Source organism: Pseudomonas maumuensis (genome assembly GCF_019139675.1).
Lineage (GTDB): Bacteria > Pseudomonadota > Gammaproteobacteria > Pseudomonadales > Pseudomonadaceae > Aquipseudomonas > Aquipseudomonas maumuensis.
In genome coordinates this window covers 1,253,139-1,271,691 of the sequence record NZ_CP077077.1, presented here as the reverse complement: position 1 = coordinate 1,271,691, position 18,553 = coordinate 1,253,139, and the positions used below count along the sequence as shown (strand labels likewise).

Annotated in this window: 19 protein-coding genes and 1 pseudogene; 5 read left to right on the top strand and 15 right to left on the bottom strand. The window is 64.1% G+C overall.

Annotation, left to right across the window (positions count from 1 at the left end; genetic code table 11):
- Positions 1 to 38: 38 nt before the first annotated feature.
- The 4 genes from thrC to xerD form a co-directional block, all read right to left on the bottom strand.
- A complete protein-coding gene (gene thrC, locus KSS90_RS05895) occupies positions 39 to 1,448 on the bottom strand; it encodes a threonine synthase (protein WP_217868571.1) in 1,410 nt (469 codons plus the stop codon).
- A gap of 54 nt (positions 1,449 to 1,502) precedes the next feature.
- Positions 1,503 to 2,807 (bottom strand): homoserine dehydrogenase, encoded by a 1,305-nt coding sequence (locus tag KSS90_RS05890; RefSeq protein ID WP_023630110.1) that lies wholly within the window; start codon positions 2,805 to 2,807, stop codon positions 1,503 to 1,505.
- 82 nt (positions 2,808 to 2,889) lie between these two features.
- Positions 2,890 to 3,639 carry a DsbC family protein gene (locus tag KSS90_RS05885; RefSeq protein WP_217868570.1) on the bottom strand — a complete coding sequence of 250 codons (750 nt, stop codon included), beginning with the start codon at positions 3,637 to 3,639 and terminating at the stop codon, positions 2,890 to 2,892.
- Positions 3,640 to 3,793: 154 nt separating this feature from the next.
- Positions 3,794 to 4,690, bottom strand: a complete 897-nt coding sequence (xerD, locus tag KSS90_RS05880; protein ID WP_217868568.1) for a site-specific tyrosine recombinase XerD — start codon at positions 4,688 to 4,690, stop codon at positions 3,794 to 3,796.
- Between the two features lie 68 nt (positions 4,691 to 4,758).
- Here xerD and KSS90_RS05875 point away from each other — a divergent pair, with 68 nt between their 5' ends.
- Positions 4,759 to 6,570, top strand: coding sequence for a cation:proton antiporter (locus KSS90_RS05875; RefSeq protein ID WP_217868567.1), 1,812 nt, complete (start codon positions 4,759 to 4,761; stop codon positions 6,568 to 6,570).
- Positions 6,571 to 6,680: 110 nt separating this feature from the next.
- On the opposite strand, the pseudogene KSS90_RS05870 reads toward KSS90_RS05875, so the two are convergent.
- From KSS90_RS05870 to ffh, 6 genes and pseudogenes are all read right to left on the bottom strand, one after another.
- Positions 6,681 to 7,101 (bottom strand): annotated as a pseudogene (locus KSS90_RS05870) (acyl-CoA thioesterase); the annotation flags it as partial.
- Positions 7,102 to 7,201: 100 nt separating this feature from the next.
- Positions 7,202 to 7,552: a 50S ribosomal protein L19 gene (rplS, locus tag KSS90_RS05865; RefSeq protein WP_023629812.1), complete on the bottom strand. Its 351-nt coding sequence runs from the start codon at positions 7,550 to 7,552 to the stop codon at positions 7,202 to 7,204.
- 42 nt (positions 7,553 to 7,594) lie between these two features.
- A complete protein-coding gene (trmD, locus tag KSS90_RS05860; protein ID WP_023629811.1) occupies positions 7,595 to 8,347 on the bottom strand; it encodes a tRNA (guanosine(37)-N1)-methyltransferase TrmD in 753 nt (250 codons plus the stop codon).
- Between the two features lie 3 nt (positions 8,348 to 8,350).
- Positions 8,351 to 8,887: a ribosome maturation factor RimM gene (rimM, locus tag KSS90_RS05855; RefSeq protein ID WP_217868566.1), complete on the bottom strand. Its 537-nt coding sequence runs from the start codon at positions 8,885 to 8,887 to the stop codon at positions 8,351 to 8,353.
- 5 nt (positions 8,888 to 8,892) lie between these two features.
- Entirely contained in the window at positions 8,893 to 9,144 is a 252-nt protein-coding gene (gene rpsP, locus KSS90_RS05850) for a 30S ribosomal protein S16 (protein WP_011535318.1), read from the bottom strand.
- Positions 9,145 to 9,376: 232 nt separating this feature from the next.
- The gene (gene ffh / locus KSS90_RS05845) at positions 9,377 to 10,753 is read right to left on the bottom strand and encodes a signal recognition particle protein (RefSeq protein ID WP_023629809.1); all 1,377 of its coding nucleotides are present in this window, start codon (positions 10,751 to 10,753) and stop codon (positions 9,377 to 9,379) included.
- 256 nt (positions 10,754 to 11,009) lie between these two features.
- Between ffh and KSS90_RS05840 the strand changes: the two genes are divergently transcribed.
- The 3 genes from KSS90_RS05840 to KSS90_RS05830 all read left to right on the top strand — a co-directional run bounded on the left by KSS90_RS05840 (position 11,010) and on the right by KSS90_RS05830 (position 14,561).
- Positions 11,010 to 11,819: a cytochrome C assembly family protein gene (locus KSS90_RS05840; protein WP_217868565.1), complete on the top strand. Its 810-nt coding sequence runs from the start codon at positions 11,010 to 11,012 to the stop codon at positions 11,817 to 11,819.
- A 9-nt stretch (positions 11,820 to 11,828) separates the two neighbouring features.
- A complete protein-coding gene (locus KSS90_RS05835; RefSeq protein ID WP_217868564.1) occupies positions 11,829 to 13,016 on the top strand; it encodes a transporter associated domain-containing protein in 1,188 nt (395 codons plus the stop codon).
- Between the two features lie 240 nt (positions 13,017 to 13,256).
- On the top strand, positions 13,257 to 14,561 hold the full coding sequence (locus KSS90_RS05830) for an MFS transporter (RefSeq protein WP_217868563.1): 1,305 nt from the start codon (positions 13,257 to 13,259) through the stop codon (positions 14,559 to 14,561).
- A 133-nt stretch (positions 14,562 to 14,694) separates the two neighbouring features.
- On the opposite strand, the gene purT is transcribed toward KSS90_RS05830, so the two are convergent.
- The 5 genes from purT to KSS90_RS05805 all read right to left on the bottom strand — a co-directional run bounded on the left by purT (position 14,695) and on the right by KSS90_RS05805 (position 17,847).
- Positions 14,695 to 15,876 (bottom strand): formate-dependent phosphoribosylglycinamide formyltransferase, encoded by a 1,182-nt coding sequence (purT, locus tag KSS90_RS05825; protein WP_023629808.1) that lies wholly within the window; start codon positions 15,874 to 15,876, stop codon positions 14,695 to 14,697.
- A gap of 74 nt (positions 15,877 to 15,950) precedes the next feature.
- Positions 15,951 to 16,418, bottom strand: coding sequence for a 7-cyano-7-deazaguanine/7-aminomethyl-7-deazaguanine transporter (locus tag KSS90_RS05820; protein WP_023629807.1), 468 nt, complete (start codon positions 16,416 to 16,418; stop codon positions 15,951 to 15,953).
- Between the two features lie 72 nt (positions 16,419 to 16,490).
- Positions 16,491 to 16,685: a DUF1289 domain-containing protein gene (locus KSS90_RS05815; RefSeq protein ID WP_217868562.1), complete on the bottom strand. Its 195-nt coding sequence runs from the start codon at positions 16,683 to 16,685 to the stop codon at positions 16,491 to 16,493.
- Entirely contained in the window at positions 16,678 to 17,202 is a 525-nt protein-coding gene (locus tag KSS90_RS05810; RefSeq protein WP_217868561.1) for a gamma carbonic anhydrase family protein, read from the bottom strand. Before KSS90_RS05810 ends, KSS90_RS05815 begins: the two co-directional genes overlap by 8 nt.
- Positions 17,203 to 17,247: 45 nt before the next feature.
- Positions 17,248 to 17,847, bottom strand: coding sequence for a CoA pyrophosphatase (locus tag KSS90_RS05805; protein ID WP_217868560.1), 600 nt, complete (start codon positions 17,845 to 17,847; stop codon positions 17,248 to 17,250).
- A gap of 138 nt (positions 17,848 to 17,985) precedes the next feature.
- Here KSS90_RS05805 and KSS90_RS05800 point away from each other — a divergent pair, with 138 nt between their 5' ends.
- Positions 17,986 to 18,540 carry an NUDIX hydrolase gene (locus tag KSS90_RS05800; RefSeq protein ID WP_217868559.1) on the top strand — a complete coding sequence of 185 codons (555 nt, stop codon included), beginning with the start codon at positions 17,986 to 17,988 and terminating at the stop codon, positions 18,538 to 18,540.
- Positions 18,541 to 18,553 lie beyond the last annotated feature (13 nt).

Below are 18,553 nucleotides of genomic sequence, written 5' to 3'. Positions count from 1 at the left end.
CCGTCTAGGACGGGCTTTTCTGACACACCGAGTTCGACTTACAGCGGCTTGCCGCGATTGCCATGCTGGCTGACAAAGGCCTGCACGGCCTTCAGATCGTTGGCCAGCACGGTGCAGCGCTCGTCACGGCTGAACAGGTCACTCAGGTGCGCCGGCAGCTCCAGGGCCTTGGCGACACCGGCCTTCTCCACCGCCTCAGGGAACTTGACCGGGTGCGCGGTGCCCAGCACTACCATCGGCGTATCCAGGCTGCGGCGACACTCACGGGCAGCCTTGACGCCGATCGCGGTGTGCGGGTCGAGGACTTCACCGGTGGCCTTGAACACCTCGGCGATGGTCTCGCAGGTCTGCTCATCGGTGACGGCCAGCGAATCGAACAGCTTGCGCGCTTCGGTCCAGCGGTCCTGCTCGACGCTGAAGCCACCACCTTGCTTGAAGGTGTCCATCAGCTGGGCAACCGCGGCGCCGTTGCGGCCGTGCAGGTCGAACAGCAGGCGCTCGAAGTTGGACGAGACCATGATGTCCATCGACGGCGACAGGGTCGGGTGCAGGGCATCCTTGACGTACTGGTTGCCGCTCATGAAGCGGTGCAGGATGTCGTTGCGGTTGGTCGCCACCACCAGCTGGCTGATCGGCAGGCCCATGTTGCGCGCCAGGTAACCGGCGAAGATGTCGCCGAAGTTGCCGGTCGGCACCGAGAACGCCACCGAACGCGCCGGGCCGCCGAGCTGCAGCGCGGCGTGGAAGTAGTAGACGATCTGGGCCATGATCCGCGCCCAGTTGATCGAGTTGACCGCCACCAGGCGGGTGCCCTTGAGGAAGGACTGGTCGGCGAAGCTGGCCTTGACCATCTCCTGGCAGTCGTCGAAGTTGCCTTCGATGGCGATGTTGTGGATGTTGTCGCCGAGGATGGTGGTCATCTGCCGGCGCTGCACTTCCGACACGCGCTGGTGCGGGTGCAGGATGAAAATGTCGACGTTGTCGCAACGACGGCAGCCTTCGATGGCGGCCGAGCCGGTGTCACCGCTGGTGGCACCGACGATCACCACGCGCTCGCCGCGCTTGACCAGCACGTGGTCGAGCAGACGGCCGAGCAGTTGCAGGGCGAAGTCCTTGAAGGCCAGGGTCGGGCCGTGGAACAGCTCCATCACCCACTCGTTGCCGTCGAGCTGGCGCAGCGGAGCGACCGCGGCGTGGGCGAAGTTACCGTAGGTCTCTTCGAGGATTTTCTTGAAGTCGGCGTCGGCGATGCTGCCCTCGACAAACGGGCGCATCACCCGGAAGGCCAGCTCGTGATACGGCAGGCCAGCCCAGGAGGCGATCTCTTCCTGGGTGAAGCGTGGCAGGTTCTCGGGAACGTACAGGCCGCCGTCGCTGGCCAGACCAGCCAGCAGGACGTCTTCGAAGTTCAGGGCCGGAGCCTGGCCGCGGGTACTGATATAGCGCATGGGTGCAAACCTTCGATGCTGGGCGCGGGCCGTCGTCGCGGCCCGCCGCCGGAATTAATTGAGCTGTTCGACGCGGATGCGCACGACCTTGCCGACCACGTCCTGGAGCGCTTCCAGGGCGACGATGGCGTCGTCGATGCGCTGCTCGACCACACGGTGGGTCAGCAGAATCATCGGTACCAGGCCGTCCTGTTCCTCGGCTTCCTTCTGCATGATCGACTCGATGTTGATACCGCGCTCCGAAAGAATGCTGGCGACCTGGGCCAGCACGCCCGGGTGGTCCTTGGCCTGGATGCGCAGGTAGTAGGCGCTTTCGCAGGCTTCGATCGGCAGGATCGGGTGGGCCGACAGTGCATCCGGCTGGAAGGCCAGGTGCGGTACACGGTTCTCCGGGTCGGAGGTCATGGCGCGAACCACGTCGACCAGGTCGGCGACCACCGACGAGGCGGTCGGCTCCATGCCGGCACCGGCGCCGTAGTACAAGGTGGAACCGGCGGCGTCGCCATTGACCATCACCGCGTTCATCACGCCATTGACGTTGGCGATCAGGCGATCGTTGGGGATCAGCGTCGGATGCACACGCAGCTCGATGCCGTCGGCGGTGCGACGGGCCACGCCCAGGTGCTTGATGCGGTAGCCCAGGGCCTCGGCGTAGTTCACGTCGGCGGTGGTCAGCTGGGTGATGCCCTCGGTGTAGGCCTTGTCGAACTGCAGCGGGATACCGAAGGCGATGGAAGCCAGGATGGTCAGCTTGTGCGCGGCGTCGATGCCTTCGACGTCGAAGGTCGGATCGGCCTCGGCGTAGCCCAGCGCCTGCGCTTCGGCCAGCACATCGGGGAAGGCACGGCCCTTGTCGCGCATTTCGGTGAGGATGAAGTTGCCGGTGCCGTTGATGATCCCGGCCAGCCAGTTGATGCGGTTTGCCGACAGGCCCTCGCGGATCGCCTTGATCACCGGGATGCCACCGGCCACGGCAGCTTCGAAGGCGACGATGACGCCCTTCTCGCGAGCCTTGGCGAAGATCTCGTTGCCATGCACGGCGATCAGCGCCTTGTTGGCGGTGACCACATGCTTGCCGTTTTCAATGGCCTTGAGCACCAGGTCGCGGGCGATGGTGTAGCCGCCGATCAGCTCGATGACGATATCGATCTCAGGGTTGCTCGCGACTTCGAACACATCAGCGGTAATGGGGGTACCGGTAATCTGGCAGTTCGGGTTCTGCGAGCGCATGGCAATCTGTGCCACTTCAATACCGCGCCCGGCACGGCGGGCGATCTCCTCGGCGTTGCGCTGAAGTACATTGAAGGTTCCGCCACCGACGGTCCCCAACCCACAGATGCCTACTTTGACCGGTTTCACTGTGAACTCCCCATAGAACGGCCGGCACCTGCGCCGACCGTGAAACATGCCGTCACCCCATGACGACGGCGTACTGAATTGGTTACTTGCTCTCGGCCAGGGCCAGTTTGGCCACTTGCGGCGCCGGCTGGTAGCCCGGAATCACCTGGCCATTCTGTAGAACGATTGCCGGCGTGCCATTTACACCAATCGACTGGCCCAGCTGGAACTGCTTGCTGACCGGGTTGGCGCACTTGGCAGCCTTGATTTCCTTGCCATCGACCATCTTGTCCAGCGCCGCGCGGCGATCACTGGAGCACCAGACCGCCTGCAACTGCTCGTCGCCCGGCGAACCCAGGCCCTGGCGCGGGAAGGCGACATAGCGCACTTCGATACCGCGGCGGTTGAGCTCCGGCACTTCGGCGTGCAGCTTGTGGCAGTACGGGCAGGTGGTGTCGGTGAACACGGTGATGTGCGACTTGGTCTCGCCCTTGGCCGGGTAGACCACCATCTCGCCGGCCGGAATGCCGTTGATCAACTTGGCGATGCCCTGGCGCTCGGTCTTCTCGGTGAGGTTGACCGGCTTGCCGTCCTGGATCTGGAACAGGTAGCCCTGCATGACGAACTGGCCGTCGGCGCTGGCGTACAGCACGCGGCCGCCTTGCAGCTTGACCTCGTACAGGCCATTGAGCGGGCTGCTGGCCACGCTTTCGATCGGTACCTCCAGCTGGAGGTTCTGCAACGACTTGCGGATCGCCTGCTCGGCACCGGCATTGGCATCGGTAGCCGCGGCAACGGCAAAGGTACTGGCCAGCGCCAGGGCGGCGGCGGCGAAAATATGGGTCACGCGCATGGGGTACTCCTGAAGGCGGACGGGGCCGTGGGAGCGTCGCCCAGCCCTGGCGGGTGGCGAACGGTCGGCCCGTGCAACAAACCGTCCAAGCCTACCACAACAGACTGGCGCAGTAGGGGTACTCAGGCACCGGTTGGCGGAACATGAAAAGCATTCATCCACGGGGATGGTGTTCGGCGTGCAGCTGTTGCAGCCGAGCCTTGGCGACGTGGGTGTAGATCTGCGTAGTGGACAGGTCGCTGTGCCCCAGCAGCATCTGCACCACACGCAGGTCGGCGCCATGGTTGAGCAGGTGGGTGGCAAAGGCGTGGCGCAGCGTGTGCGGGGACAGCGGTTTGTCGATGCCGGCCACACGCGCGTGGTGCTTGATGCGGTGCCAGAAGGTCTGGCGGGTCATCTGCTCGCCACGCTGGCTGGGAAACAGCACGTCGCTGGGGCGCCCGCCCAGCAGCTCGGCGCGACCATCGCGCAGGTAGCGCTCGATCCACACCACCGCCTCCTCGCCCATCGGCACCAGGCGCTCCTTGCTGCCCTTGCCCATGACCCGCAGCACGCCCTGGCGCAGGTTGACCTGGTCCAGGGTCAGGCTGACCAGCTCGGTCACCCGCAAACCGCAGGCATACAGCACTTCGAGCATGGCGCGGTCGCGCTGGCCGATCGCTTCATCGCGATCCGGCGCCTGCAGCAAGGCTTCGACATCGGCCTCCGACAGCGACTTGGGCAGTGGCCGGCCCAATTGCGGCATGTCCACCTGCAAGGTCGGATCGACGCCGATCAGCCGCTCGCGCAGCAAGTAACGGAAAAAGCCGCGCACGCCGGACAGGAAACGCGCGGTGGAACGAGGCTTGTAGCCTTGGTCGAAGCGCCAGGCCAGGTGATCGAGGATCAGTTCGCGACCGGCATCGGGCAACAGCACGTGCTTTTCCTGCAGCCAGCCGTTGAACAAGGCCAGGTCACTGCGATAGGAGGCGCGGGTGTTGTCGGAAAGCCCCTTTTCCAGCCACAAGGCATCGAGGAACTGGTCGATCAGCGGGTGGTCCAGTGCAGGCATGAAAACTCGGTGGCAAACGACGAAATGACGCTTAGTCTTTCACAACATGGCATGCAGAGGGAGCCCGCATGAGCGAACAGCAGATTCTTTTGAGTGTCGGTGGCATCGGCGCGGCCGCCCTGCTCTGCCAATGGCTGGCCTGGCGCCTGAAACTGCCGGCGATCCTGTTCCTGCTGCTGTGCGGCATCCTCGCCGGGCCGGTGCTGGGCTGGCTGCAACCGCAAGCATTGTTCGGCCCGTTGCTGATGCCGCTGGTGTCGCTGGCAGTGGCGCTGATCCTGTTCGAAGGCAGCCTCACCCTGCACCTGTCGCAATGGCGCGAGATCGGCAGCGTGGTGCACCGCCTGGTCACCGTCGGCGCGCTGAGCACCTGGCTGGTGATCGCCCTGGCCACCCACTGGCTGCTGGGCTTCGACTGGCCCCTGGCGATCCTGTTCGGCACCTTGACCCTGATCACCGGCCCCACGGTGATCGTCCCCATGCTGCGGGTGGTGCGGCCGAAGGCGACGATCGCCAATATCCTGCGCTGGGAAGGCATCGTCATCGACCCGATCGGCGCGCTGCTGGCGGTGGTGGTCTACAGCTTCATCATCGCCAGCGCCGCCGGCGAAGGCCTGAGCCACAGCCTGGCGACCTTCGCCGGGGTGATTTTCTGCGGCAGCGCGCTCGGCGTCGCCGGCGGCTGGCTGCTCGGGCAGATAATGCGCGAGCAATGGCTGCCGGAGTATCTGCACAACCTGGCGTCGCTGGCCGCGGTGCTGGGCATCTTCATCGCCGCCAACCAGATCGTCCACGAGTCGGGCCTGTTGGCGGTGACGGTCATGGGCATGTGGCTGGCCAACATGCCCGGCGTGGATGTGCGGCAGATCCTGCACTTCAAGGAGAACCTCAGCGTGCTGCTGATCTCCGGCCTGTTCATCCTTCTGGCGGCGCGGCTCGACCTGCAGGCCCTGCTCGCCTTGGGCCCAGCGGTGCTGGCGCTGCTGCTGGTGATTCAATTGCTGGCGCGACCGCTGAACGTGTTGCTGTCGACCCTGGGATCGCCGCTGAACTGGCGGGAACGCGCGCTGCTGGCCTGGATCGCGCCGCGGGGCATCGTCGCCGCGGCGGTTTCGGCCATCTTCGCCATTCGCCTGGACCAGGCCGGACATGAGGGCGCACTGCTACTGGTGCCACTGACCTTTGCCGTGATCATCGGCACCGTGGTCCTGCAAAGCGCCACCGCACGACCCTTGGCGCGCCTGCTGAAGGTGGCGGAGCCGGCACCGAGCGGGTTTCTCCTTGTCGGCGCCAATCCGCCCGCACGTGTCATCGCCAAAGCGCTGCAACAACTGGGCTGCCGGGTTCTGCTGACCGATTCGAGCTGGGAGAACATCCGCGCCGCACGCATGGACAACCTGCCGACCTACTTCGGCAACCCCGCGTCGCAGCACGCCGACGCTCACCTCGACCTGGTCGGGCTCGGCCACCTGCTGGGGCTGTCACCGGCCGGTGAGCTCAATGCCCTGGCCTGCGCGCGCTTTCGCCATGACTTCGGCCAGGCGCGGCTGTTCGTGCTGGCCAGCGGCCTGGAGAAACAGCGCAGCGACAAGCACCGGGCCAGCGAGGAGCATCGTGGGCAGTTGCTCGGGTCGAGCGCGATGACCTATGGGCAGCTGGCCAAACTGCTGCACCAGGGCGCCGAGCTGTACAGCACCACGCTGACCGAGGCCTTCGGCTGGGGCGACTACCAGCAGTTGCATGGCCCACGGGCGACGCTGCTGTTCGCACGGGACGGGCAAGGCTGGGTACATGTGGCCAGCCCGGACAATCCGCTCAAGCCGCAGCCTGGGTGGACACTGGTGGCGCTGGTGGAGCCGGGCTTACTGAGCAGCCAGTAGCAAATTGACCTGTAGGAGCGGCTTTAGCCGCGATGAATGCGTCGCGGTGCCTGGCACCCGCTTTGCGGGTGATCGCGGCTGAAGCCGCTCCTACAGGGACGCGTCAAACCAGCGCTTTGGCTATCAGGCCAACGGCAGCACCGGCACCGGGCGCTTGTCCTCGTCGATGGCGACGAAGCTGAACACGCCATGGATCGCCCGTTCGCGACCATCGAGGTACATGTTCTCGACGAACACATCCACCTGCACCTGCAGGCTGGTGTTGCCGACCTTGATCACCGTCCCCACCAGCTCGACGATCGAGCCTGCCGGAATCGGGTGCTTGAAATCGATGCGGTCGGTGGACACGGTCACCAGCGGCAGCCGGCAGAAACGGGTGGCGGCGATGAACGACACTTCGTCCATCCACGCCAGCGCCGTGCCACCGAACAGGGTGTTGTGGTGGTTGGTGGTGTTGGGGAACACCGCCTTGGTCACGCGGGTCACCGACAGTTCGGTGCGGCGCTGGATTTCCTGGTCTCGGGTTGTCATCTCGGAGTCACATCGCAAAGGCAAGATTCAAGACGCAAAAAAGCAGCCCGAAGGCTGCTTTTTTCTCGCTAGGCGGCCTCGGCCACCGGGCAAACTGCACTCAGGACAGTTTTTCCTTGATGCGAGCTGCTTTACCGGACAGGTCACGCAGGTAGTACAGCTTGGCTTTACGCACGTCACCACGACGTTTCACGGCCAGGCTATCGATCTGCGGGCTGTAGGTCTGGAAGGTACGCTCTACGCCAACGCCGCTGGAGATCTTGCGCACGGTGAAGGCGCTGTTCAGACCGCGGTTACGCTTGGCGATAACGACGCCTTCGAACGCCTGCAGACGCGAGCGGTCGCCTTCCTTCACTTTAACCTGGACGACGATGGTGTCGCCTGGTGCGAAGGTCGGGATCTCTTTGCTCATCTGCTCGGCTTCGAGCTGCTGGATGATCTTGTTGGTCATGCTGTGCTCCTAAGATGGATAACTTGATCCACCATCGATACGTTAACTATCGTCCCGCTCGCGGAGGTATTCCTCGAGCAGCTTCTTCTCTTCTCCAGAAAGCGAGCGACTTTCCAGAAGATCGGCGCGTCGTTCGAAGGTCCTACCAAGGGACTGCTTCATCCGCCAACGCCGGATATGTGCATGGTTGCCACTTAGCAACACGTCGGGAACGCGCTGATCCGCATACACCTCGGGTCGGGTGTAATGCGGGCAATCCAGCAGACCGTCGGTGAAAGAATCTTCCTCCGCCGAGTCCACATGCCCTAAAGCTCCGGGCAGCAGCCGCGTAACCGCATCGATCAGTACCATGGCCGGCAGCTCGCCACCGGAAAGCACATAGTCGCCAATCGACCACTCCTCATCGACATGAGCCTCGATAAAGCGCTCGTCGATGCCTTCATAACGGCCGGCGATCAGGATCAACGATTCCTGTTCGGCCAAGCCTTTGACCGCCTGCTGGGTCAGCTTGCGGCCTTGTGGCGAAAGGTAGATCACCTTTGCCGCAGCTCCAGTCGCCTGCCTGGCGCTAACCAGGGCGTCTTCCAGAGGCTTGATCTTCATCACCATGCCCGGACCACCGCCAAACGGCCGATCATCCACGGTGTGGTGGCGATCTGTGGTGTAGTCCCGCGGGTTCCAGCAGGTCACTTGCAGCAACCCCTGTTTCACCGCACGGCTGGTAATGCCGTACTCCGTGATGGCCGAGAACATCTCGGGGAACAACGTGATGACTTCTACGCGAAGACTACCCATCGTCTAGAAATCCGCGTCCCATTCGACTCGCATCACACCGGCCTGCAGGTCGACTGCCAGCACGCATTGCTCCGTATAGGGCAACAGACGCTCGCGATCATCCAGGCTGCCTGTGCAAGGCTTGACCACCATTACATCGTTCGCACCGGTCTCCAACAGGTGATCGATCGTGCCGAACAGCTGTTCGTCCTGATTGATGACCTTCAGGCCTTCCAACTGGTACCAGTAGTACTCGTCGGCTGCCAGGTTGGGCAAAAGGCTCCGCGCAATGCAGATTTCGTAACCGCTCAGAAGACGGGCTTCGTCACGATCCTCGAGGCCTTTCAATTTCACGACCAGGCCCTTTTGGGAGCCACGACCGCTGACCAGCTCGACCTGCTTTACCTTGCCTTCGTGCCGAAGCGTCCAGCGCGGATAATCCAACAGGTTTTCAATCGGATCGGTAAAGGAATACACCTTCACCTCGCCGCGAACGCCGTGAACCGAAAAAATCTTGCCAACGACGATGAGGTCATCAGCCTTTTCTGGCGTCGCGTTCATACTGCTCAGGCTGCAGCCTTGGCAGCTTCCTTCAGCAGCTGAGCAACACGCTCAGACGGCTGTGCGCCCTGGCTCAGCCAGTAGGTGACGCGCTCTTGGTTGACCGACAGCTTGACTTCGGCGCCCGATGCGATCGGGTTGAAGAAGCCAACGCGCTCAACGAAACGGCCGTCACGGGCGTTACGCGAGTTGGTCACGGTCAGGTGGTAGAATGGGCGCTTTTTCGAGCCGCCACGGGCCAGACGAATGGTTACCATGTGAACATCGTTCCTATAGTCGGTGCTGCAAAACTGAATGCCCAATGGGCACACGGGTGCCCAAAAGGCCGCATATTCTCGGGGAATACACGGACATTTGCAAATGCCTTTTTCGGCGAGCGCTTGACCCACCGTTCAGATCTGCCGGTTAAGCCGCCATTTGGCGGCACTGTTCCCGCCGAAGCGGGGGCTGGGCGGCGGTCTTCATATAAAGACCGCCGCCCGAATTCAATTACATCTTGGGCATGCCGCCACCCGGCAGCATCCCACCAAGGCCACGCATCATCTTGGCCATGCCACCCTTGGCGGAGAATTTCTTCATCATCTTCTGCATCTGCTTGTGCTGCTTGATCAGCCGACCGATGTCCTGCACCTGGGTGCCGGAACCGAGGGCGATGCGGCGCTTGCGCGAACCGCTGATCAGGTCAGGGTCGCGGCGCTCGGCAGGGGTCATGGAATTGATGATCGCTTCCATCTGCTTGAACTGCTTCTCGGCCGCGCCCTGGGCGTTGCCCATCTGCGACAGGTTGACGCCACCGATGCTCGGCAGTTTGTCCATGAGGCCACCAAGGCCGCCCATGTTCTTCATCTGTTGCAGTTGATCGCGGAAGTCTTCGAGGTCGAAGCCCTTGCCCTTCTTCAACTTCTTGGCCAGTTTGTCGGCCTTTTCCTTGTCGATGTTCTGCTCGGCCTGCTCGATCAGGCTGAGCACGTCACCCATGCCGAGGATGCGCGAAGCGATCCGGTCGGGGTGGAACGGCTCGAGGGCTTCGGTCTTCTCGCCCATGCCGATGAACTTGATCGGCTTGCCGGTAATGGCGCGCACCGACAGGGCGGCACCGCCACGGGCGTCACCGTCGACCTTGGTCAGCACCACGCCGGTCAGCGGCAACGCATCGCCAAAGGCCTTGGCCGTGTTGGCGGCATCCTGGCCGGTCATGGCGTCGACCACGAACAGGGTTTCGATCGGCTTGACCGCGGCGTGCAGGGCCTTGATCTCGTCCATCATGTCGGCGTCGACATGCAGACGACCCGCGGTATCGACGATCACCACGTCGATGAACTTGAGCTTGGCTTCGCGGATCGCCGCTTCGGCGATGGCCACCGGCTTCTGGCTGATGTCGGACGGGAAGAAGGTCACGCCGATATCATTGGCCAGCGTCTCGAGCTGCTTGATCGCCGCCGGACGGTAGACGTCGGCCGACACCACCATCACGCTCTTCTTCTTGCGCTCTTTCAGGTGACGCGCCAGCTTGCCGGCGGTGGTGGTCTTACCAGCACCTTGCAGACCGGCCATCAGCACCACGGCCGGCGGGGCGGCGTTGAGGGTCAGCTCTTCGTTGGCCGCCCCCATCAGGCTTTCCAGCTCGGCCTGGACGATCTTCACGAACGCCTGGCCCGGAGTCAGGCTACGCGACACTTCGGTGCCGACCGCACGCTCCTTGATGCTGTTGACGAAATCCTTGACCACCGGCAGGGCGACGTCGGCCTCGAGCAGGGCCATGCGCACTTCGCGCAGCGTGTCCTTGATGTTGTCTTCGGTCAGCTTGGCCTTGCCGGTGACATGGCGCAGCGTCTGTGACAGGCGGTCGGTCAGGTTTTCGAACATGGTGATCCTTTCAGGCCCAGTGAAGCCGAGGTTTTTCAGGCGCCCAGGTGGAAATGCACACGCGCTGGGCACAACAAGGCGGCGATTATAGCCGAGACTGTCTTGCGCGCACACCTTGCTCAGGACCACCGGCCAATCGCGGGCCAGCCCCCACAAGATGGCGAGTGAGACACGCCCCGCGATTGATAAGCAGTCTTCCTTGCCTACCGCGTTCTATGCCAAACTCCGTCCCTTTAGGGCTTGCACGCCAGGACTTATGTTCTCTTCACCCAGCCTCATCCCCAACCTGATCGCCGCCTTCCTTTATCTGGCCGCGACCTTCTACCAGGCCACCGGCCTGGCCCGTGGCGCCCGTGCCGACAAACGGCTGCTTGGCCTGCTTGGCACCCTGGCGGTCGTCGCCCAGGGCGGCGCCCTGTTCTTCCAGCTGATCACACCCCTGGGCCTGAGCCTCGACTTCTTCAGCGCCGCCAGCCTGATCGCCGTGGCGGTAATCGGCCTGACCCTGCTCGCCTGTCTGAGCATTCCCGTGGAAAACCTGCTGGTGCTGCTGTTCCCGCTCGGCGCGGTGACCGCGCTGCTGGCCCAGTTCGCGCCACCCGGCACGGTGCCGCTGATCAACGAGGAGCCAGGCATCCTCGCCCATATCCTCTTGTCGATCCTGGCCTACGGCCTGTTCACCATCGCCGTGTTCCAGGCCCTGCTGCTGTTGCTGCAGGACCACCAGCTCAAACACAAGCATCCGTCCGGGCTGATTCGCAACTTCCCGCCGCTGCAGACCATGGAAAGCCTGCTGTTCGGCTTCCTCTGGGCCGGGTGGGGGCTGCTGTCGCTGTCGCTGATCTCCGGCTGGCTGTTCCTCGACAACCTGTTCGCCCAGCACCTGGTACACAAGACGCTGCTGGCCTGTGTCGCCTGGATCGTCTTCAGCGTGCTGCTGTGGGGCCGCACCCGCCTCGGCTGGCGCGGTCACAAGGCGATCCGCTGGACCCTGGCTGGCTTCTGCCTGCTGATGCTGGCCTACTTCGGCAGCAAGCTGGTCCGCGAATTCATCCTGCACATCTGACGGCCGCCCATGGACACTCTGCCGTACGCCCCGCTGCTCGGCATCATCGCACTGGCCCTGCTGTGGTCGGCGCTGTTCACCGCGGTAGACTGCGCCCGCCAGCAGCTCAATGGCCACGGCGCTCCGACCCTGCCCGCCCAGGGCCTGGTGCTCGGCGCCAGCCTCGGCAAGTTGCTGGTACTGGGCCTGGCCTGCCTGATTGGCCAGCGCTACAGCGGTGAACACGGTTTCTGGCTAGCCGGCCTTGGCGCCAGCTTCACCTTGCTGGTACTCGCCGACTACCTGCCGCGCCGTCTGGCGCGCCGCAACCCGCAAGCCTTCCTGGACCTGGGCGGCAACCTGCTGAAATTGCCGCTGGCGCTGCTGCAGCCGCTGGGCTGCCTGCTCGACGGCTGCGCCAAAGTGATCCTGCGCCCGTTCCGCGTGCAACCCACCGCGGTGGCACTGCACCCGCAGCAGGGCGACGCATTCGACGAAGACGAACCAGCCGAGAGCAACCAGTACGGCCTGCTGGAGGGCCTGCAGGCGCTGGACAAGATCACCGTCAACGACATCCTGGTACCGCGCAACGAAGTAGACGGCATCAACCTCGACGACCCCATCGAGCAGATCATCGAGCAACTGATCATCAGCCGTCATACGCGCCTGCCGGTCTATCACAACGACATCAACCAGGTCGAAGCCGTCCTCAACACCAAGCTGATCAGCCACCTGCTGCCGCGGGCAGAGCTTACCCTGGAGAAGCTCCAGGCGGCCTGCTACGAGCCCTACTTCGTGCCCGAAAGCACACCACTGCAGATGCAACTGCTGAACTTCCACAAGCAGCAACGGCGCATGGGCGTGGTGGTGGATGAATATGGCGAAGTGCTTGGCATCGTCACCCTGGAAGACATTCTCGAAGAGATCGTTGGCGAGTTCGAGGACGAGCAGAGCCTGGACAACCCACATGTCCACCCTCAGCCCGATGGCCGCTTCGTCATCGAAGGGACCGCCTCGCTGCGCGAGATCAACCGCACGCTGGGCTGGCACCTGCCCTGCGACGGTGGGCCGAAAACCCTGAACGGCCTGGTGACCGAGGCACTGGAGAGCATTCCGGAAAGCGCGGTTTGCCTGAAAGTTGGCAGATATCGGCTGGAAATCCTCGAAACCGAGGATAATTGCGCGAGCAAGGTACTGGTCTGGACACTGGCTCGATAGCTATACTCGCGTCACGCTTACCCAGCCCTGCCGTCCCGCCCGCTACCCGCACCCGGCGTCCGACGACCAGTCCGCCCCACTGACACGCCCCGCGGTTCTGCTCAGCACCCCGAACAGCCACCGCTCACCGCCTACCCCCTGGGCTATCGTCAGTCGGCGACCAACAACAATACGCTCCGGCTCCCGTGTGCCCGCCACATGGGCCGTGCCCCATGGAGCATGACTGTCAGGGACCTTCGCATGACTACCAGCAGCACCTACGCCGAACCTGCCTCGGCTGCCCCGGTCAACTCGCCTGCCCGGGTGGCCACCGCCAGCTTCATCGGCACCGCCATCGAGTTCTACGATTTCTACGTCTACGCCACCGCCGCCGCATTGGTGATCGGGCCGGTGTTCTTCCCGTCCGGCTCCGGCACCGCGCAAATGCTGGCGGCCTTCCTTACCTTCGGTATCGCCTTCCTCGCCCGGCCACTGGGGTCGGCGCTGTTCGGCCACTTCGGCGACCGCATCGGGCGCAAGTCGACGCTGGTCGCCTCGCTACTGCTGATGGGCGTCTCGACCACCCTGATCGGCGTGTTGCCCGGGTATGACAGCATCGGCGTGTGGGCACCGATCATTCTCTGCGTGCTGCGCTTCGGCCAGGGCCTGGGGCTGGGCGGCGAATGGGGCGGTGCGGCACTGCTGGCCACCGAAAACGCCCCTGAGGGCAAGCGTGCCTGGTTCGGCATGTTCCCGCAGTTGGGCCCGTCGATCGGCTTCCTCGCCGCCAACGGCCTGTTCCTCACCCTGGCCCTGGTGCTCAGCGACGAGCAGTTCCGCGAATGGGGCTGGCGCATTCCGTTCCTGCTCAGCGCCGCATTGGTGCTGGTCGGGCTCTATGTACGCCTGAAACTCGAGGAAAGCCCGGTGTTCGCCAAGGCCGTGGCCCGCCAGGAGCGGGTCAAGATGCCGGTGATCGAGCTGTTTTCCCAGTACTGGCTGCCGACCCTGCTGGGGGCTGCGGCGATGGTGGTGTGCTACGCGCTGTTCTACATCTCCACGGTGTTCTCGTTGAGCTATGGCGTGTCCACACTGGGCTACAGCCGCGAAACCTTCCTCGGCCTGCTGTGCTTCGCCGTGGTGTTCATGGCCCTGGCCACGCCCCTGTCGGCCTGGTTGAGCGACCGTTACGGGCGCAAGCCAGTGTTGATCGCCGGCGCGCTGCTGGCCATCGCCTCGGGCTTTGCCATGGAACCGCTGCTGACCTCGGGCTCGACCACCGGGGTGGCATTGTTCCTGAGCATCGAGCTGTTCCTGATGGGGGTGACCTTCGCCCCGATGGGCGCGCTGCTGCCGGAGCTGTTCCCGACCCATGTGCGCTACACCGGCGCTTCGGCGGCCTACAACCTGGGCGGCATCGTCGGCGCCTCGGCGGCACCGTTCTTTGCCCAGAAGCTGGTGAGCATGGGGGGATTGAGCTGGGTGGGAGGCTATGTGTCGGCGGCGGCGCTGATCAGCCTGATTGCCGTGTTGTGTCTCAAGGAAACCCGTAATACCGAGCTTTGAGTGAGTGGGGCTGCTTCGCAGCCCTTTCGCCGGCAAGCCGGCTCCCACAAGTACGGCGCAAGTCTTGAGGCCCGCGCGGTCGGAGTGGGAGCCGGCTTGCCGGCGAAAGGGCCGCGCAGCGGCCCCACTGGAATCAGAACTCGACCTTGACCGCCTGCGAAGCCCGGGTCGCCTTGGCCCGTGCCGCCTCGACCGATTCGTCACGCGCCAGGCACACGCCCATGCGCCGTGTACCATTGATCTCCGGCTTGCCGAACAGGCGGATGGCGGTATCCGGTTCGCTCAGGGCCGCGCCCAGGTTGGCGAAGCTGGTCTGCTGCGACTGGCCTTCAGGCAGGATCACCGCCGACGCCGACGGGCCGAACTGGCGCACCACCGGGATCGGCAGGCCGAGGATGGCCCGCGCGTGCAGGGCGAACTGCGACAGGTCCTGGGAAATCAGGGTCACCAGGCCGGTGTCGTGCGGGCGTGGTGACACTTCGCTGAACCACACCTGGTCCCCCTTGACGAACAGTTCCACACCGAACAGCCCACGGCCGCCCAACGCGTCAGTGACCGCCTGGGCTACACGCTGCGACTCGGCCAATGCCTTCGGGCTCATGGCCTGGGGCTGCCACGACTCCTGGTAGTCGCCTTTCTCCTGGCGATGGCCGACCGGCGCGAGGAAGGTCGTGCCACCGACATGGCGTACGGTCAGCAGAGTGATTTCGTATTCGAAGTCGATGAAACCTTCGATGATCACCCGCCCCTTGCCAGCACGGCCGCCTTCCTGGGCGTAGTCCCAGGCTTTCTGCAGGTCATCGGCACCGCGCAGCAGGCTCTGGCCCTTGCCGGACGAGCTCATCACCGGCTTGACCACGCACGGGTAGCCCAGGTCGGCCACCGCCTTGCTGTAATCCTCGAAGGTGTCGGCGAAATGGTACGGCGAGGTCGGCAGGTCCAGCTCTTCGGCAGCCAGGCGGCGAATGCCTTCGCGGTTCATGGTCAGCTGGGTGGCGCGGGCGGTGGGCACGACGTTGAAACCTTCGCTTTCCAGCTCGACCAGCGTGGCGGTGGCGATGGCTTCGATCTCGGGAACGATGTAGTGCGGCTTTTCCGCCTCGATCACTGCGCGCAGGGCCACGCCGTCGAGCATGTTGATCACATGGCTGCGGTGCGCGACCTGCATCGCCGGCGCATTGGCGTAGCGGTCCACGGCGATCACCTCGACGCCCAGGCGCTGCAGCTCGATCACCACTTCCTTACCCAGCTCGCCGCAGCCGCACAGCAGTACACGGGTCGCGGTGGGCGACAGTGGGGTTCCGATACGGGTCATTTCAGGTCCTCGAAGGCGTCCGGGGCCGCGCCACGCTGGCTGCCGCCCGCTGAAAAATGGACCGGTATTCTACATCAGGATGTGGCCACCGCGCGCCGTGCCCGCCAAGCCATGATCAACCACACCGCCGTGACCCCGGCGAACTTGGAGGCCATCGCCGTACCGATCACCGCGGGCGTCAACGCCCCGATCATGCCGAAGAAGATGAAGGTGTCCACCGGGATGCTCAGCGCCGAACTCAACCACAGGCGGTCGCGCAGGGGGCGCCGGGTAACGCTGAACACCAGCCAGTCGATCAGCTCGGAGACGAAGAACGCGGTAGCGCTGGCCAGGGCGATGGCAGGCTCGGAGGTGATATAGGACAGCACCAGCGCCACCAGCATGGCCAGTAATGCGCCATGGCCGTAGCGGGTCTGCACCATGTCGCGCAGGATGAACACCAACCCGCCCCAGGCGGACCAGATCACGTCCAGGTGAGGCGCACTGGAAAAGGCGAAGTTGATCAGCACCACGCTGCTGATGTAGGCGATGAGATAGAACATGGTCTGTGAGTTCGGGGAGCCAGCCGCACAGAGTAGCGGTGGGCCTATCGCGGGACAAGCCCGCGATGAGATCTACAGGCCGATTACCAGGCCCGCCGCCAGCGCTCGCTCATGACACCGCTTTAGCACCTCCCGGCGCTGCGCGTTGTCCATCCGCCCCCAGCGGGTGATCTCGTCCACCGTGCGCTGGCACCCAATACAGATATCCTGCTCGTCCAGCGCGCATACATTGACGCAGGGCGAGGCCACGGGCCGCTCGTCACTCATCGTCGCTCACCAGGTCACGGGCATAGCGCTGGGCATTGTGCACATAATGAGCGGCGCTGGCCTCGAGCATGCGTTTCTGCTGCTCGGTCAACTCGCGCACCACCTTGCCCGGCGAGCCCATCACCAGCGAGCCATCGGGGATTTCCTTGCCCTCGGGGATCAGGGCGTTGGCGCCGATGATGCAGTGCTTGCCGATACGCGCCCCGTTGAGGATCACCGCGTTGATGCCGACCAGGCTGTAGTCGCCGACCGTGCAGCCATGCAGCATGGCGTTGTGACCGACGGTCACCCCGCGACCAAGGGTCAGCGGCGAGCCCATGTCGGTATGCATCACCGTGCCGTCCTGGACATTGCTGTCCTCGCCGATGTCGATCAGCTCGTTATCGCCGCGCAGTACCGCGCCGAACCATACGCTGGCCCGGGCCTGCAGGCGCACCTTGCCGATCAGCGTGGCAGTGGGTGCGGCCCAGCTCTCGGGATGGGCTTCGACCCGCAGGTCGCCCAGGCGGTATTTCATGTGTCGCTCCTCACGGTTGAACGCCGGTGGCGGGGTGTGCCCCACTCAGTTCTCGATGAAACGCTCGGGTGGCTGGTGCAGGCTGATGCCTGCGTCGAACAGCAGGTTGACCAGCTCGACGATCATGATCGCCGAGAGCCCCCAGATTTTGTAGTCGCCATAACGGTAGCTGGGCACGTACCAGCTGCGACCCTGGTAGTCGATGCGGTGGGTGTGCTCGCGCGGGTCCTGGCGGAAAAATTCCAGTGGCACGCTGAACACCGCAGCGATCTCCGCATCGTTGGCGCGATACTCGACATAGTCCGGGATCAAACCGACGAACGGCGTCACCTTCAGGCCATGCAGCGAGATCAGCGGGCTGAGCGGACCGATCACCTCAACCAGGCCGGGTGGCAGGCCGATTTCCTCCTCGGCTTCGCGCAGGGCCGTGAACACCAGGTCAGGGTCCTCCGGGTCGCGCCGGCCGCCGGGAAATGCGACTTCACCACCGTGGGTGGACAAGCCCTTGGCGCGCAGGGTCAGCACCAGCTCCGGCTCCTCGCTGCGGGTAATGGGCAGCAGCACCGCCGCTTCGGGGAAACGGCGATCCGTCTCCGGTGACGCGGGGGTATGGTTGCTCATTCGGCGAAGAAGCTCGTCCAGCATTACGCACGCTCGTGTCCAAGGCCTGCCCTGCATGATGCACCAAAGCCGCGAGGCACCCAAGCCCCCGCCCGCAGGCCGCTTGCGGTAAGCGGGCCGGGCGCGCCAAGATAGCCCGACCTCACTGGAATGAATGAAAGCATGAAATTCTGCAGCGCGTGCGGCCTACCGGTCACCCAGCGGATACCCGAAGGCGACAGCCGCCTACGGTATGTCTGCGACCATTGCCAGACCATCCATTACCAGAACCCCAATATCGTCGCCGGGGTGCTACCTACCTGGGGCTCCCAGGTGCTGCTGTGCCGCCGAGCGATAGAGCCGCGCCGGGGGTTCTGGACGCTGCCCGCCGGCTTCATGGAAAACGGCGAGACCCTCGATGCCGCCGCCCGTCGCGAAACCGTCGAGGAAGCATGCGCGCGGGTCGGCGAAACCAGCCTGTACCAGTTGTTCGACCTGCCGCACATCAATCAGGTACACGTGTTCTTCCGCGCCGAACTGACCGATCTGGACTTCGCCGTGGGCGTCGAGAGCCTGGAGGTGCGTTTGTTCGAGGAACACGAAATCCCCTGGAGCGAGCTGGCTTTCCGCACCGTCGCACGCACACTAGAATGCTATTATCGCGACCGCATCAGGCAGCACTACCCGATAGGCCATGAATACCTGCCGCCGATGAACGTCACGTCGTCCACCACCTAAGTTTTCAGGGATA